This is a genomic window from Affinundibacterium nitidum (genome assembly GCF_014284155.1).
GTDB classification, from domain to species: Bacteria; Pseudomonadota; Gammaproteobacteria; order Burkholderiales; family Burkholderiaceae_D; genus Undibacterium; species Undibacterium nitidum.
Genome location: NZ_JACOFZ010000004.1, coordinates 251,305 through 265,628, shown reverse-complemented (window position 1 = coordinate 265,628; position 14,324 = coordinate 251,305). Strand labels below are relative to the sequence as shown.

Below are 14,324 nucleotides of genomic sequence, written 5' to 3'. Positions count from 1 at the left end.
CATGGGGATTAATGTAGTTTTATTTGGTGAATCGCGGGAGGAAATTTTTGATTAGGTGATTATTTGGTAGTAATGGAGTGAGGATGGTTGGAGGGGATGGTGTTGTCGTGGCTTTTCGCAACCGTATATTTTAATGCCGATTTTAAAACCTTATTTGCAAACGACGTCGAGGGAAGGTCAAGTTTCGAAACTTAGCACTCAAGAATAAAATGGCCAACAAAGCTCGATGTCCTGATACGATAACGAACAGTGAAAACGAAAAGCTTGTTCACCAACGCTGTCGTCTAAATACAAATGCAGATCGCGACCTAAAGTTAGGCCTCCGTCTAGACAATCGGAATCCAATATTTATGAAGCCAAGCTAAAGCTGATATGGGTTCTAAGTTAGGCATATCGAAGACTTAATGCGTTAAACAAACAAACTAATTTGACGAAAAAAAAGATCGGGGAAAATGATATTTAATGTAATTGCCAAGTCAATCGATCATTTCAATGCCTGGTCAATCAGATCTAAAACCGTAGATTTTGAAAATGACGTCAACTTCAACGAACAAATATTACATGCCAATGCATTCCGACGAAGTTGGATTAGATTGTATGTTTCAATCTTGATCTTTATTTTGTATTTCGTATTCTATGAAGAAGGTAGCAAGATCTTGGGTTGGACACATGCTTTTTTCTCGTTCATTGCTTGTGGCTATATCATTTACTCAATGAGTCGTTACAAATGTCCAAAATGTAATGACACTCAAATGAGTAAATTTGTCAGTTTTGGTTCTAACACGGAATATGAAAATGGAATTCATCCTTTTCCGACAAAGTGCAAGAAATGCGGTTGCTATTTAAGTCAACGAAAACTATTAAAGGATTCAATAGCAAAAAAAATCGAATGATCTAAATACTTGCCAGCGTAGGTACGATTAAAGCGAAGCGTAATCGTACGCATGTCGACCACCACCGCCAACACGACTTTCGAAATCACCGCAGCAGTCCGGAAGATAAGTTCCGGTCTTCATTTCTAAAAAAAAGGAATAAGACCCCTCACATACGCATTTCATCAATCCATGTTCTAGAGAATTTCTATGAACATCATCGACATGCCCTTAAAATCAAGATCATCACGAATCAAATTTTCCCATTAATGTCGCTGCAACAGATTGGCCGTAGAACGCCAAGTCACGCTGGCACAAATGCGCGCCGTTCATTTTTTTCCGATAAAAGAGTTGTGAATGTTTGCGATGACTTGCGTACGATTACGCTGCGCTTCAATCGTACCTACGCGGGCTGCGCATTATGCGCCGAAACCGAAGAGCGAATGGTTGAAAAAATGCCGGACATCGAGATTCCCAAATGCGTAGTGTCCGAGCCGAGCGTTGAGTTAAACATTATCAAAACCCCGCTCCTTAATTAAATCCAGCTTCGCAATTGCATTTTCTAATTCGGCTGCCGTTGGGTATTTGTCTTGATCATATTTATCTGCGATATTAATTTTTTCTAAAATTTCAGATCGACTTACATGATATTTCTGGGACATATGAACCGCGCAAGATCGGACATGTGAAATTCGGTGCTCTATAGACAAAGTCGAGTCTAAACATTGACGGTGATGTGCTGAGTATGACATTTCAAATATCTGATATTTAACGTCGAATTGAGATGAGCCGCTCGAAGCGGAAAATTTTAAAGCGAAACAATATCACGGCTTCATCCTCGAATACCATGTTATACCTTCCCACTCAATGACTTAAAAGTTAAAGGAAACCGGCGCTTAAATTCTTCCAATTCAGGAAACGCCGAGAAGTTACCATACTCGTGTCCTGCAGTCATGAATGTTAACAAGGTCTGTGTTTCGGTCTTGTTCAGTTTGGAAGTCATTCCACTAAAAGCTGTATCGCCCAACTTGATAAGGGCTTGAACCAACGTTTTCCCATGTTCGTAGGCTCCTTCGCCATCACAACGTACGTTAATTAAGTACCTTAGATCCTCTGGATCTTGATCACTAAGTAGCAATCTTAAATGTCTGTGATATTCATACTTCTCAGTGGTACTTTGCAGAGAAACCGCCGTCTCACTAACGTCAATTCCCTCAATAGGGCGAAACACGTAATAGAGGTGCGTCGCAAAACCTACAAGCATCAGAACAAGGAGAAAAGCTATCTTCTTCATGAGGTATAACTCGATTTATGCGACACCATGTCGCCAAATAAACTAAGGTGACGCATAACACTTTTCATAAACTCTCCCCAATGCCTCATGAATACTCGCTTTCCAAGTATCGACATCATTTTCAGTAGTATTAAAATTCCGCAAGAAACGTAACGTCGAAAACGGGATTCTACCTTGCATTATCGGCATGTCAATAAATACATTCACGAGTTTTGAGATCTACGATACTGATTAGAAACTGCGCTTCTGCACTCACTTTCCCGTCCGACTTATTCAGAATCAACGACAAAACTCAAACATAAAAAAACGGGCATACTCACGCATGCCCGCTCTTCTACCAAACTAAAACTTCAGCAAGTAATTACTCGTAATCACTCATTGGAACACAAGCGCAGAACAAGTTACGATCGCCATAGACGTTGTCCGCACGGCCTACTGGTGCCCAGTATTTTTGCTTACGCAATGCTGGTACTGGATAAGCTGCCACTTCGCGGCCATAGGCGTGATTCCATTCGTTGGCAACCAATACTTCTGCAGTATGTGGTGCGTTTTTGAGTGGATTGTCTTTGGCGTCGAATTCACCGCTAGCGACTTTAGCGATTTCTTCACGGATCGCGATCATGGCGTCGATGAAGCGATCCAACTCAGCTTGGGATTCGCTTTCTGTTGGTTCGATCATCAAAGTGCCTGGCACTGGGAAGCTCATGGTTGGAGCGTGGAAACCGAAGTCGATCAAACGTTTGGCCACGTCTTCATTGGAGATGCCTGTTGCATCTGTCAATGGACGCAAATCCAAAATACATTCATGCGCAACCAAGCCGTCGTGGCCTGTGTATAGCACTGGATAATGTGGTGCCAAACGTTTCGCGATGTAGTTCGCTGCCAAGATGGCTGTTTCTGTCGCGGCTTTCAAACCTTCTGCACCCATCATGGCGATATACATCCATGAGATTGGCAAAATGGAAGCGGAACCGAAAGGTGCAGCACTGACCGCAGAGATACCTGCTTCGCTACGGACATAACCGTTAGAGCGTTGGTTCGGCAAGAATTTTGCCAAGTGCGCGCCAACCGCTACTGGACCAACACCTGGGCCGCCACCACCGTGAGGGATACAGAATGTTTTGTGCAAGTTCAAGTGACTGACGTCGCCACCGAATTTGCCTGGAGCCGCTACGCCAACCAATGCATTCATGTTCGCGCCGTCGACATACACTTGGCCACCGTGTGCATGAACGATTTCGCACAAAGTTTGAATACCTTCTTCAAACACACCGTGAGTAGATGGATAAGTTACCATCGCTGCTGCCAAATTGGCGCTGTGTTTTTCTGCTTTGGCTTTCAAATCAGCCAAATCCACGTTACCGTTTTCATCGCACGCAACCACAACAACTTCCATGCCCACCATAGAAGCAGACGCTGGGTTAGTACCGTGTGCTGAAGATGGGATCAAGCAGATATTACGATGTGCATCACCACGTGATTGGTGATAAGCCTGAATGATCAACAAACCTGCGTATTCACCTTGGGAACCGGCGTTAGGTTGCAAGGACACGGCATCATAGCCTGTCGCTGCGCACAACATCGCCTCTAACTGATCGATCATTTCGCGATAACCAACCGTTTGATCGTTTGGCGCGAATGGATGGATGTTAGAAAACTCTGGCCATGTCACTGGAATCATTTCGGAAGTGGCATTCAACTTCATCGTGCATGATCCGAGCGGGATCATCGTGCGATCTAATGCCAAGTCTTTATCTGCCAAGCTACGCAAGTAACGCAGCATTTCGTGTTCTGCGTGGTAACGGTTAAACGTTGGGTGCGTCAAGTAGCTTGTTGTACGTGCCAATGCTGCTGGGAAGGCATCTGCCACACTTGCTTCAGTCACGTCAAACGCTGGAGCTGCTTTACCTTGGCCGAGGATAGTCCACAAAGCTTCAACGTCTGCACGTGTTGTGGTTTCGTCCAAAGACACGCCAACTTGTGTCGCGCTGATCTGACGCAAGTTATAGCCCGCTGCTTGCGCTGCTGCGTGAACTGCTGCAGCATCAGCAACATTGATTGTCAATGTATCGAAGAAAGAAGTATTTGCGATCGCTACGCCCATTTGTTTCAAACCAGCGGCCAAAGTGCCAGTCAAACGGTGTGTGCGTTGGGCGATTTGTTTCAAGCCTGCTGGACCATGGTAGACCGCGTACATCGAAGCAATCACTGCCAACAATACTTGCGCTGTACAAATGTTAGATGTCGCTTTTTCGCGGCGGATATGTTGTTCGCGAGTTTGCAATGCCAAACGGTAAGCTTGTTTACCTTGCGCATCAACAGTCACACCGACCAAACGGCCTGGCATAGAACGTTTGAATGCATCTTTCGTGCCCATATAACCAGCGTGTGGACCACCAAAACCGAGCGGCACACCGAAGCGTTGGCTGTTTCCGACGACGACGTCAACACCCCATGTGCCTGGCGCTTCGATCAAGGTCAATGCCAACAAATCTGCAGCAGCGATCACCATCGCGCCTTTAGCATGGACAGCGGCTGTAAATTCGCGGTAATCGCGGATTTCGCCATCAACACTTGGGTATTGCAAGAGTACGCCGAAGCAGTCATTTTCGATGGCTTCATTGCCTGTCAATGTGCGTACTTCTACGCCCAAAGGTTTGGCACGTGTTTCGATGATTTCACGTGTTTGTGGCAAGACGTCATGCGCTACATAGAACACGTTAGAGTTCGATTTACCAACACGTTGAATCAAGGTCATCGCTTCGGCAGCGGCTGTACCTTCGTCGAGCATAGACGCATTCGCGATATCCATGCCAGTCATATCCATGATGACTTGTTGGAAGTTCAAAATCGCTTCCAAGCGACCTTGAGAAATTTCTGGTTGGTATGGCGTGTAAGCCGTGTACCACGCTGGGTTTTCAAAAATATTACGTAAAATCACGCCTGGCGTGTGCGTGTTGTAATAGCCTTGGCCGATGAAAGACTTGAGCACTTTGTTTTTGCTCGCCAATGCTTTCAATGTTGCCAATGCTTCAGTTTCAGATTTCGCTTCTGTGAAGTCTGCCAATGGCAAAACGTTTTTACGACGGATGTTCGCTGGAACAATCGCATCGATCAAGGCTGTACGATCCGCATAGCCCAACACTTTGAGCATAGCAGCTTGTTCTGCTTCAGACGGGCCGATATGACGGGCGATAAAGGCATCATGTGCCTCAAGTTGGGAAAGGCTAGTACGTGTCATGGTAATTTGGGGGATAAAAACGGGTTAGAACAGATTCTGGCAAGTTTCGGATATATCAATCTATCCGAGACAACTTTGTGCCCGTAGAAACTCAATTATCAGGATGCAGTACAAGGCAAGTTGCAGAAAATATGCACAGCAATATGTCAATATTGCGCGCATTTGCAACGCCGGAATGCGCCCGAGAATTGGGTTTATGCGGACACAAAAAAAATTAGCCGATATTTTTTTGATATGCTTCTGCGCTCAACAACGCATCAACATCTGCTGCATTCGCTGGCTTCAACTTGAACAACCACGCATCGAATGCGCCCGTATTGATAGATGCAGGCTCGTCCACGACTGCATCATTCACCGCAACAACTTCACCAGCAACCGGTGCGTACACGTCGCCAGCGGCTTTAACAGATTCGATTACGCAGCAATCTTTACCAGCAGCCAAGCTTGCGCCCACTTTTGGCAAGTCCACGAAAACGATATCGCCCAATGCGTCTTGTGCGAAGTCTGTGATGCCAACGGATACTGTACCGTCTGCTTCAACGCGTACCCATTCGTGGGATTCTGTGTATTTACGATCTGCTGGAATTGTCATGTTGTTCTCCAAAAAAATTTGAATTGTTTAACTCTAAAAAACTAAAAATCGAAAACGAAAACTTAAAAATCAATACTTAAAACCTGAAACTACCTTCGGGACCACAGAAGTACTGCGTTCGCCGAGCACTTTATTTCACGTCGTTCCTGCGAAGGCAGGATCCCAGTATCTTTAGTTTGTTACGCCGCTGGGTTCCCGCCTTCGCGGGAATGACAAGACTAAAACTTCTGCGTACTCTGCGCCTCGGCGACGAAAAAATAATTAAGCAACCAATACCTTACCATTACGCACAAACGGAAGCTTCACTACTGTTGCTGCCAATTGTTTGTCACGAATCTGTACGTGCACCGTGTCACCAATCGCCACGCCCATAGGCAAACGTGCCAAGGCGATTGCTTCTTGCATCGTTGGACTGAAAGTACCGCTCGTAATTTCGCCTTCGCCTTGCGGTGTCACCACTTTTTGGTGAGCTCGCAAGATGCCGCCTTTTTCACGCAAGATCAAGCCAAGAAATTGTTGTGTTTGGCCTTGCTCTTGCAAAGCTTTCTTACCGACGAAATCACGTTCAGCAACCAAGTCGATCGTCCATGCCAAACCAGCATTCAATGGATTGACTGTTTCGTCCATATCTTGACCGTACAAGTTCATGCCCGCTTCCAAACGCAAAGTATCGCGTGCGCCCAAGCCTGCTGGTTTTACGCCTGCAGCTGCCAAGGCATTCCACAAGTCGGTGATACGTTCTGCAGAGACAGCGATTTCGAAGCCATCTTCACCGGTGTAGCCAGTGCGTGCGACCATCACTTCGCCGAAGGAAGTGTTTTCAACGATCACTGCGTTAAATGGTTTGATGTCAGCACTCGCCGCTTTAGTCTCTGGCAAAACTTCCCATGCCTTCGCACGAGCATTGGGGCCTTGAACAGCGATCAAGCCGTAAGAATTTGCACCGTCACGACGTTGTGTGATGGTGATACCAGCGTTCGTTGCTGTGTTGTGCGCATTCATCCACGCCACGTCTTTTTCCGCTGTACCGGCATTCACCACCAGACGGAACCAAGTTTCGTTCATGAAGTAGATGATCAAATCGTCGATCACTGTTCCTTCAGGTTTTAGCATCGCTGAGTACAAGGCTTTGCCTGGTACTTGCAATTTGTCGACATTATTAGCAACCAGACCGCGCAAGAAGCTACGTACGTTCTCGCCTTTGAGGTCAACTACGCACATATGGGAAACGTCAAACATACCGACGTCACTACGCACGGCATGGTGTTCTTCGATTTGGGAGCCGTAGTTCACGGGCATATCCCAACCGCCGAAATCAACCATCTTCGCGCCGGCTGCACGGTGTGCTGCGTTCAAGGGAGTTACTTTAAGAGTTGCTTGCGTCATGTGAGTGCCTCAGTACCAAGTTTGGACAGAAAAAGGGACGAAAAAAAACATACGATTTTTTGACTTCTTCGTATGTAATTGGTTATCTCTAGAATTCGATTTTGCGGATGCGATGCCAGGCGTTCAACCAAACAATGCGCCCTATAATCGGATTATAGAGGTGACCATACAATCGTTACCCCTCTGTCCTGGTACCTGAGAGATTACGAGATTCATGTTTCAACGATTCTCGTCGCACCTTCGGTGGGTAGTTCAGTGCGATTCTACTTTGCACTGCTACCGCTCTCCAGAGTAGGGGAGTTTTCACACCACCCCGCTGATCGGTCCTTTTGCCTGAGAGTTTGTTGGGTATTAGCCCCTTCGGCGGCTGTCTGCAAAATCACTCTTTTGCGCAGCTCTCTCCCGATCAAGTGGCAGAATTATACCGCGAAACACTGTAATTGCCGCTATTCGAACAACTATTTCGCTCATATTTTCACACTTGCACAGTCACAATACTTATTCTATTTACTATCAAATCAAACACCAAAGCCTGCCTATTTCAAGCCAGAAATGGAACTTGCCGAGAGCAGTTCAAAACTGAATTCACTTCCACCATCGGGTCTAGCTTGGTAAGCCACATCCCCACCCAATTTGTTGACAATACGCTTAACCAGAGACAATCCTACACCATGCCCTTCTTTACTGTCGTTACCCAAGCGCTCAAACGCTTCGAACAAGTCCGGCACATCCTCGGGTTTCACCCCTGGCCCGCGATCAGCCACAATGTATCGCACCGTGCCGTTCGATTTCATTTCGCAAAAGATATCGATATGAGGCGGCTCGCCTCCGTACTTCAGAGCGTTACTCACATAATTCATGAGCACTTGTTCGACCCAAGCATTAATACCCATCACGGGCAACCAATGATCTGTGTAATGAATACGGGCACCAGACTCATGAATTTGTGCTTCGAGCCGCTGCAACACCTCTTTTACAATGCCTCCCATCTCGAGCTTCTGCAATTTAAGATCAGACTCTTTCCGCACGCTCCCCATGAGAAGCAGTGCTTCAATGATTTCTTGCATCTTTACGGCATTTCGATCTGCCATTGCCAACATAATTTGTAGCTGGCTTTGTGGTAATTCATGCAAACGCGCGCGTGCTAGTCGAAGTGAGCCAAGTATGGTGGTTAAAGGATTTTTGAGATCATGCGCAACACTATGTGCATAGGCGTCGAGCTCTGTGTTTTGCTCTGCCAATTGATGATTGCGTTGACGTAACTCGTCCTCGATTAATTTTCGCGAGGCGATTTCTTTCTGCGCAATTTCATGAAGTTGAGCATGATCAATCACCATCGCTGCCAAGCGAGAGAAACGCATACCGCGTTCTATATCAAGCGGAGAAAACACATGGCCTTCACGAACTCTGCCTAAACCTAGCACTCCAAGACAACGGTCCCCTGCCATAATAGGAAAATCACCCACCGCATATAGTTCAGCGTCACCATACACCACACGGCGACCGGCCCATTTGGAATAGTCATCGATGATAGCGGGCATTCCTGTATCATGAGCTCGCCAACTAACCAGAGCATCACCACGACGAACACGATCTCCCTGGAGATGACTGAGATTTTTTGTGAATGCTCGCACCACGAGCTCGTCTTTGTCGACCAACATAATTTCAGTCAGCGGTGCATCCAAAATCGTCGCTGCTTGCTCGACAATAGTTTGCAACAAACTATCCAAGTCGTGCCGCTCCAACATATCGAGGCTAGTTTGATAAAGTAAGGCGAAAAAGCTTTGCTCAATGTCGATGTTATTCTGAGGACCAATCTGCTCGATGGCTTGACTATCGCGGTCGAATTGCGCATGCGCAAATGGTATCGGTGACTGCAAGGGCTTCCATAAAGAGAACCGTGTATGACCTTTGGGGAAGTGGTCAAGCTGTCCGTAGGCGCGATAGCCCTGACGATAATAGAAGCGAGGAGATTGAAAGCTAAAGGTTTCTAAGGCAGAGAATAGACATCCACGCTCAATTGCCGTCTGCTCAGCTTTGACTAAAAGCTGCACACCATATCCGAGACCACGGCATTCATCGCTGATCCACAGTGTATGGATCACCAACCATTGCCAAATGGTATCTGCCAGAAGGCCACCAACAACTTCTCCTTCTTTGTTTTTAAGCACGAACTGCAAGGCTTGCAGATCGCGTGTGCCGACTGCTTGTCGATTGTATAGATGCAAACCAGAACGTAGCTGCGCAATATCAGCATCACTGGGGTTGGAGTCTAACTGAATTTCTTCAAGAGGCTTCATGCAAGGAGATAAGGAGCGATCAGACACCCTTGCACTTTAGCGCATTTCCTGACGAGGCCAGAATTTCTCACGACAAAAAATAGGAAAGTGTCGCTTCTCTATCGCATTCATCTGGGCGTTTTTAGCAAAAAACCAAGTTCAATAAAATTGCTCTTGCAAATCGATGTACGAGAACTTTCCTTGTTTCAGTTTGAAGGATTACTCTTGCACACGTTCAGGCTTACGACTCTCGGCAGCTTTTTCTACCCCATTCGTGATACCGCCCACAGCCAAAATAGGTTGTCGTGGTGGCTCCCCCCACATGCCCTTACCTCTCGCATAATAGGCATGCAGGTAGCCCCAAAATACCAAACCATCCGCGCTACGTGGATCGAGCAAATAAAAGCCCAGTCGCCCTAAGGGCTGATTCAAGGGAACATATAAAGCGCGGTCTAGAGTGTCTTTGGTCCAAGTATAGCCCGCGCGTTTTTCTGGAAGTTGATCTTTCCAAGCACCCTTAATTTGCACTGTAAAAATTCCCTGAAAAGTGTCTTTTGCAACTTGTCGATCACTCTCGTGGAAATACATCAAGCTTTGGTCTTTCGGTCTCGCCGAACCGGGATACACTTTCAGACCATGCGCCTCGAGTATCGGACGCAATTTTTCAGCATAGGCGGGATCAACCAAATAGCCTTGGGGTATGGCGATTTCATCGACGGCTTTAAACGCAACATAGGCCGGCAATTCCATTTTGGTTCTTGATTTTTCACCGATGATCTGGCCATTCGCGTCTTTAATAGGGTCAACCACATCGAATACATAGTTTTCAGCGAGCGTCATTTCAGTACGCAAAGGCAAGCGCGCTGTTTGAGCTTTCCATTGGGCAGACCAACGTTCACGCGCTGCGAATTGTTCTTGTTTGACCGCGTCTTTGTGCTTCGCCAGCCAGCGCAATAATTCCACCACATATAAACGATTATCTTCAATTCTTTGCGGATATGTGCGGTACACATAGGTTTCGACCAAAACACCTAAGGCGTACTGCAACGTTGGATAATTACTGACCAGATTAGGCGTAGAAAAAGCCGATTCCCAACCATCAATTTGTTTATCTTTGTTGTAGCGAAAATTTCCGTAGTCATAAGTCGGCATACCACGCGCAGCCATCGTCGAGCGCACATCAGTCAACATCGTGCGATTCAAGCTTTGTAGGCTGGCGTCTCCCCCCGTTGCCCACGCTGGCTCATAGGTGATATGGAAGCCATGATAACTGCCGTTGGTAGTATGCAAATCAAACACTGCAGCGGGCTGAAAATCTTGGTACATCGCCAACATCCAACGAGTATTGGCCGCAGCCGCTTTCATCATGTCGCGATTCAAATCAATGCCAAATGCATTTTCACGCGGTCCAACACCACCTTCCGGATTGGGTTGATGACGGCGATTGGCGGGGTCTTGCGCATCGGCGCCATCTGCGTTATAGGTCGGCAAAGTCACGATCTCAATCGCTTGACGAATCTCGGGGTACTTCCCTTGCAATAGCTCACGCATAATCAATTGCATCGCATCTTTACCTTCAACCTCTCCGGCATGGATACCCGCGTTGATATACACACGAAGCGGATCTTTACCCGTCGCCGCTAAGCGCCATGCGTTCAGCGGTTGCCCGGTCTCGGTCGTACGTGGCGCATTTTTCGGCAAGTACACCTGCAAGGATTTATCTTTCTTCATCAAGGCCGACATGAAGATATCAACATCAGCTACGGTGCTCGTCGTCTGATAATTATTTTGTTCAAACCGCGTTTGTGGCCATGGCGATTTATCCGCAGCGAAGCTTGATGTTGACTGAAAGCCCAAGACAGACGCTATCAAAGCGTACGCGAGTAAGCGTGTTGGTCTTACTGATGAGTTGAAATTAAACATGACATTCCACTAAAACGAAAACGGTCGATTGAAAAACAAAGACCCAAAGAAAAAGGCGCAGAACTATTCTGCGCCTTCAATCAAGATGAAAACTTATTTAGCGCCTTGACGCTCTTTCCAAGCTTTCAAATATTTTGCTGCTTTGGGATTTCCCTCATCCCATTTTGGCGCATTCGTATCGTTAGCGATCGTTGCCACTGCGAGCGCCACCGCGCGATCGACTTTGGCCATATTTTCATAATCAATCTTGTTCGCTTCGTCACCGACACCATGGTAGTCAGGAAAACCATATGCCACACTGATCGTGTGAGCAGGGATACCTTGATCCGCCAAGGCTTGATTATCGCTTGCGCCAAAATAACGATCACTATTGACTGGATGTTTCCAAACATTGATGCCAGTTTTCACACCAGCCGCTTTAATAATGGCACCCACTTCAGAAAAATCAAAACCGGTAACACCAACGGATGCAACTTGTGCGCCTTCGGAGTCGTCCGTGCGTCCAACTTGTTCGATATTAATGCCTGCGACAGTTTTCTCAATAGGAAAAATAGGATGCGCTCCATAGTAACGGGAACCGACCAAGCCTTTTTCTTCGCCAAAAAATGTCATGAAAACAATAGAACGTTTTGGACGCTCTTTCATGCTCGCGAAGGCTTTCGCTAATTCGATAACTGAAACGGTACCGCTCGCATCGTCGTTTGCACCATTAAAAATGCGATCACCATCACCGCTCGGTTTCATACCAATGTGGTCGTAGTGAGCTGTAACCAACACATAAGTGTCTTTCAAAACTGGATCAGAACCACGCAACACACCGACCACATTTTTAACCATGTCATGTGGCACCCCTTCGGCTTTTGCCGGTGGCGGTGGCGTTCCTGGACGACGTGGGAGATTCTTCGCGAGCTCGTCCCAGTCTGCCATTTGAAAGTAACCATTGTCACCTGCGGGCTCTAAGCCAGCGACTTTAAATTGTGCAGCGATATACTCAGCTGCCAAATCCAGTCCACGAGATGGGGTATTACGACCTTCCAGCAAATCAGATGCCAAAAAACCCATGTGTCCACGCATTGACTGCGCAGAAATTTGATTCAACGTCGCCTGCACCGCGGGCGGGATCGCAGCATCTTTGGTCTCCGCCTTTTGAGCCCAAACACTGCCAGCAAAAGCCAACTGAATGGCCAAGAGGCCCGCACTGACGATCCACGTTTTTTTATTCATATTCATCGTTCATCCCTAGGTAATTGGTTTTTCTTACTTATTTCTACATGTACAAGGTACTCAGACTAAGTCTTTTCAAAGAAGTTCCCCGCCTCGTTTACGCCTAATCACGCAGCATCCACTCTTTTAAGCCATTCACCCAAATTGGCGCTTGCAGCTTGTAGTTCACTCGCAAAATAGCCGCCCGTTGATATAAGACATCGAAGTCCACTTCCGGCGCCATCTTGAATGCGATTGCCACCACGTTAGCATCGTGCACCTCGGGCAACCACACCACGACATCAAAGCAGGCTTGCATTGCTTCGATATTTTTCTGACGTTGCAAATCATTCGCGAACAAATTGACTGTCAACATACCCGTTTCGTTGAGGCAATCCGCACATGCCTGATAAAACTCAGGGCTATCTAGCACCGGTCCCTCGGCCTCAGCGTCGTATAAATCTACTTGAATAACATCGAGACTTCCGTGGCGCTGTGATTGCTTCACAAAGTCAAAGGCATCCATTTCCAATACCTGTAGACGTTCATCATCGTCGGGCAGTTTGAACTGCTCGCGACACATCGCAATGACTTTAGGATTTAAATCGACGGCAGTCACTTTCGACTGAGGAAAATTTCGATAGCAAAACTTAGTGAGCGAGGCCGCACCCAAGCCTAGTTGCACAATATGTTGCGGCACCATGTTGAACAGCATCCATACATTCATCTGCTGTACGTATTCAAGTTCAATTTGATCAGGCACAGCTAAACGCATCGAACCTTGAATAGGTGCGGTTGAGGTATCGGAATTGATTTCACTTGCCAGATGCAAAGAACGGACGCCACGAAACTCCGAAACAAAGACATCGGGATGCTCAACGATATCTACTTTTGCCTTAGTGATTTTCTTTGATTTACTCACGCTCATTTCTTCGCTTTGCTTTGACGATTATTTGGATGCCAATCACACTCGCGCGAATGATCATTGACCATCCCAATTGCCTGCATATAAGCATAGATAATCGTCGATCCAACAAATTTAAACCCACGTTTTTTAAGGTCTTTGGAAATTTGATCTGATAAGGGACTAGTCACGATACGCCCATCCAAATTCACAAGAGGTTTACCATCGACATGCCCCCAGAGATAGGCATCGAGACTGCCAACGTCTTTGCACAGTTCCAAGTAGGCACGCGCATTGACAATCACCGCATTGATCTTTAACCGGTTGCGAATGATGCCTGCGTTTTGCATCAAACTCTCGACTTTTTTCTCATCATATCGAATAATTTTTTGGGGGTCGAATCGATCGAAAGCTAAGCGATAGTTTTCGCGTTTATTAAGTACCGTTTCCCAACTTAGACCAGCCTGTGCGCCTTCTAAATTCAACATTTCAAACAATTGACGCTCATCGTGGCAAGGAACTCCCCACTCGTGGTCGTGGTATTCGAGATACAACGGATTGGCGGGATTCGCCCAAGTACATCGTCTGACTGACATATTTTCCCCAGGTTCTACTACATTCCAAGAAGTT

At 46.7% G+C, this 14,324-nt stretch carries 10 protein-coding genes and 2 riboswitches; all 10 genes read right to left on the bottom strand.

Features of this window, described 5'->3' with window-relative positions; translation table 11 throughout:
- Positions 1-1,378: 1,378 nt before the first annotated feature.
- The 10 genes from H8K36_RS12805 to H8K36_RS12760 all read right to left on the bottom strand — a co-directional run bounded on the left by H8K36_RS12805 (position 1,379) and on the right by H8K36_RS12760 (position 14,290).
- A complete protein-coding gene (locus H8K36_RS12805; RefSeq protein ID WP_186916868.1) occupies positions 1,379-1,534 on the bottom strand; it encodes a hypothetical protein in 156 nt (51 codons plus the stop codon).
- A 188-nt stretch (positions 1,535-1,722) separates the two neighbouring features.
- Entirely contained in the window at positions 1,723-2,166 is a 444-nt protein-coding gene (locus H8K36_RS12800) for a hypothetical protein (RefSeq protein ID WP_186916867.1), read from the bottom strand.
- A gap of 361 nt (positions 2,167-2,527) precedes the next feature.
- On the bottom strand, positions 2,528-5,407 hold the full coding sequence (gcvP, locus tag H8K36_RS12795) for an aminomethyl-transferring glycine dehydrogenase (protein ID WP_186916866.1): 2,880 nt from the start codon (positions 5,405-5,407) through the stop codon (positions 2,528-2,530).
- A gap of 214 nt (positions 5,408-5,621) precedes the next feature.
- A complete protein-coding gene (gene gcvH / locus H8K36_RS12790) occupies positions 5,622-5,999 on the bottom strand; it encodes a glycine cleavage system protein GcvH (RefSeq protein ID WP_186916865.1) in 378 nt (125 codons plus the stop codon).
- A 261-nt stretch (positions 6,000-6,260) separates the two neighbouring features.
- Positions 6,261-7,385 (bottom strand): glycine cleavage system aminomethyltransferase GcvT, encoded by a 1,125-nt coding sequence (gene gcvT, locus H8K36_RS12785; protein WP_186916864.1) that lies wholly within the window; start codon positions 7,383-7,385, stop codon positions 6,261-6,263.
- Between the two features lie 173 nt (positions 7,386-7,558).
- Positions 7,559-7,685: riboswitch (glycine riboswitch) on the bottom strand.
- Positions 7,686-7,696: 11 nt separating this feature from the next.
- A riboswitch (glycine riboswitch) is annotated at positions 7,697-7,800 on the bottom strand.
- A gap of 121 nt (positions 7,801-7,921) precedes the next feature.
- A complete protein-coding gene (locus H8K36_RS12780) occupies positions 7,922-9,685 on the bottom strand; it encodes a GNAT family N-acetyltransferase (protein WP_186920451.1) in 1,764 nt (587 codons plus the stop codon).
- Positions 9,686-9,883: 198 nt separating this feature from the next.
- Positions 9,884-11,587: a M14 family zinc carboxypeptidase gene (locus H8K36_RS12775; RefSeq protein WP_186916862.1), complete on the bottom strand. Its 1,704-nt coding sequence runs from the start codon at positions 11,585-11,587 to the stop codon at positions 9,884-9,886.
- 93 nt (positions 11,588-11,680) lie between these two features.
- Complete coding sequence (locus H8K36_RS12770; RefSeq protein ID WP_230404609.1) at positions 11,681-12,817, bottom strand: M28 family peptidase; 1,137 nt, start codon at positions 12,815-12,817, stop codon at positions 11,681-11,683.
- 97 nt (positions 12,818-12,914) lie between these two features.
- On the bottom strand, positions 12,915-13,712 hold the full coding sequence (locus H8K36_RS12765; RefSeq protein WP_370587144.1) for a spermine/spermidine synthase domain-containing protein: 798 nt from the start codon (positions 13,710-13,712) through the stop codon (positions 12,915-12,917).
- Positions 13,713-13,714: 2 nt separating this feature from the next.
- Complete coding sequence (locus tag H8K36_RS12760) at positions 13,715-14,290, bottom strand: DNA-3-methyladenine glycosylase I (protein ID WP_186916860.1); 576 nt, start codon at positions 14,288-14,290, stop codon at positions 13,715-13,717.
- Between the last annotated feature and the right edge of the window lie 34 nt (positions 14,291-14,324).

Coding starts and splice junctions, on each gene's coding strand:
- H8K36_RS12760 (WP_186916860.1), bottom strand. CDS start 14,290: ATGTCAGTCAGACGATGTACTTGGGCGAATCCCGCCAATCCGTTGTAT.
- gcvP (WP_186916866.1), bottom strand. CDS start 5,407: ATGACACGTACTAGCCTTTCCCAACTTGAGGCACATGATGCCTTTATC.
- H8K36_RS12805 (WP_186916868.1), bottom strand. CDS start 1,534: ATGTCCCAGAAATATCATGTAAGTCGATCTGAAATTTTAGAAAAAATT.
- H8K36_RS12770 (WP_230404609.1), bottom strand. CDS start 12,817: ATGAATATGAATAAAAAAACGTGGATCGTCAGTGCGGGCCTCTTGGCC.
- H8K36_RS12780 (WP_186920451.1), bottom strand. CDS start 9,685: ATGAAGCCTCTTGAAGAAATTCAGTTAGACTCCAACCCCAGTGATGCT.
- gcvT (WP_186916864.1), bottom strand. CDS start 7,385: ATGACGCAAGCAACTCTTAAAGTAACTCCCTTGAACGCAGCACACCGT.
- H8K36_RS12775 (WP_186916862.1), bottom strand. CDS start 11,587: ATGTTTAATTTCAACTCATCAGTAAGACCAACACGCTTACTCGCGTAC.
- gcvH (WP_186916865.1), bottom strand. CDS start 5,999: ATGACAATTCCAGCAGATCGTAAATACACAGAATCCCACGAATGGGTA.
- H8K36_RS12800 (WP_186916867.1), bottom strand. CDS start 2,166: ATGAAGAAGATAGCTTTTCTCCTTGTTCTGATGCTTGTAGGTTTTGCG.